Source organism: Parasphingomonas frigoris (assembly GCF_036663815.1).
In the GTDB taxonomy this organism is placed as follows: domain Bacteria; phylum Pseudomonadota; class Alphaproteobacteria; order Sphingomonadales; family Sphingomonadaceae; genus Sphingomonas.
The window spans coordinates 1-1,166 of the sequence record NZ_JAXOJQ010000071.1; the positions used below are offsets into that span (position 1 = coordinate 1).

Sequence of the window (1,166 nt, forward strand, 5' to 3'; positions counted from 1 at the left end):
GCAGTGCCGAACGAGCGCCCTGGATTAGGTTTTTGCGCAAGTACCGGCTTCCGCGCTTGGTAATTCCAAGCAGCCGAGGTTTGCCCCCGGTCGTCGCTTGGCGCGGCACGAGCCCAAGCCAAGCGGCAAGATCCCTGCCGCGTCCGAAGGTTCGAGCGTCGCCGACGGCCGCAACCAGCGCCGTCGCGTTCAGTGCGCCGATGCCTGGAATAGTCAGGAGGCGACGCGTTCGCTCGTCGGTGCGCGCCGCGCTGGTGAACTCGGCATCTAGATCTGAGATCCGCTCGTCGAGGGCAATCCAGCGCAGGCGCATATCGCTGACGAGCCGGTGGATGCGAGACCCTAGCACTGGCTCGTCGCCGTCGAGCATCTCACCCAGCCGGACCGCTAGCTTTGCCCGCCCTTGCGGCACGATATAGCCGCGCTCGAGGAGGAGGCTCCTGATCTGGTTCATCAACGAGGTGCGATCTCCGACGAGCTGGTCGCGAATGCGGTGCAGCGTCTGCATGTCGAGTTGCTCCTCGGTTTTCAATTCCACGAACCGCATGGTCGGCCGGGTTGCCGCTTCCGCGATCGGCTCCGGGTCGCGGTCGTCGTTCTTCTGCGCCTTAACGTATGGACGGACATATTCCGACGACATCAGCCGAACGAGATGGCCTTGTCGTGCCAGCGCCCGTCCCATCGATGAGCTCGGCAGCAGGCCTCTATAGCCACGACGCAGGACGGCAGGTCTCCGGCGTATGTGATAAGTGACCCTGCTCGTCGCCGCAAAGCGGACCTGATGTACGCGGAGAGCCACCGGCCGCAGATGATGTCGCGACCTACAAAGATGCCTCCCACGTAGCGGATTTGGGGAAAAAGAGTCTTTTCCAACACCCGATCCATCTTGCCCCTCCCGCGCCTCTTGACTGCTCGACGAAACCGATGATACTCACTTCTAAGCATGCTTAATTGTGTATGCCTTCAGCAGGAAAAGAGCGTCCCGTGGGATGCCCTTGATAGTTCGCAAGTGAAAAATACTAACGTCTCCAAGGTTCCGAAGTGGGCGGACGAACCGCCTTGGTCAATTAGACCGAGACCCTGAAGTACGAAAAGCTCGGAGAGGATGAGGATTATGGCAATCCGCGTAGTGCTTATCGACGCATACGGCGATGGACGAGAAATAG

At 60.3% G+C, this 1,166-nt stretch carries 1 pseudogene; it reads right to left on the reverse strand.

Annotation, left to right across the window (positions count from 1 at the left end):
• Nucleotides 1-885 (reverse strand): annotated as a pseudogene (locus U1872_RS22530) (IS110 family RNA-guided transposase); the annotation flags it as partial.
• Between the last annotated feature and the right edge of the window lie 281 nt (nt 886-1,166).